This window comes from Micromonospora sp. DT227 (assembly GCF_049841835.1).
In the GTDB taxonomy this organism is placed as follows: domain Bacteria; phylum Actinomycetota; class Actinomycetes; order Mycobacteriales; family Micromonosporaceae; genus Micromonospora.
On sequence record NZ_JBNCLA010000097.1, the window covers coordinates 1 to 250 of the forward strand.

Annotated in this window: 1 protein-coding gene; it reads right to left on the minus strand. The window is 66.4% G+C overall.

From position 1 onward, the window contains the following. Positions 1-217, minus strand: a 217-nt coding sequence (locus ACLQ2W_RS34055) for an acyltransferase domain-containing protein (RefSeq protein ID WP_425792028.1), incomplete at its 3' end; no start/stop codon positions are given. Between the last annotated feature and the right edge of the window lie 33 nt (positions 218-250).

A 250-nucleotide genomic window follows, 5' to 3' on the forward strand; every position in this document is an offset into this window, starting at 1 on the left:
TCGGCTCCATCAACGGCGAATGGAACGCGTGACTGACCTTCAACTGCCGCGCCTTGCCGCCGCTGTCTCGCCACTGCCGCGCCAACTCCAGCACCACATCCTGGTCACCGGAGATCACCGTTGAGCGGGGACCGTTGACCGCCGCCACCCCTACCAGATCGGTGTGCCCGGCGATCAGCTCCTGCGCCTCGACGTCACTGGCGGTCAACGCCACCATGGCCCCACCAGCAGGTAGCGCCTGCATCAACCT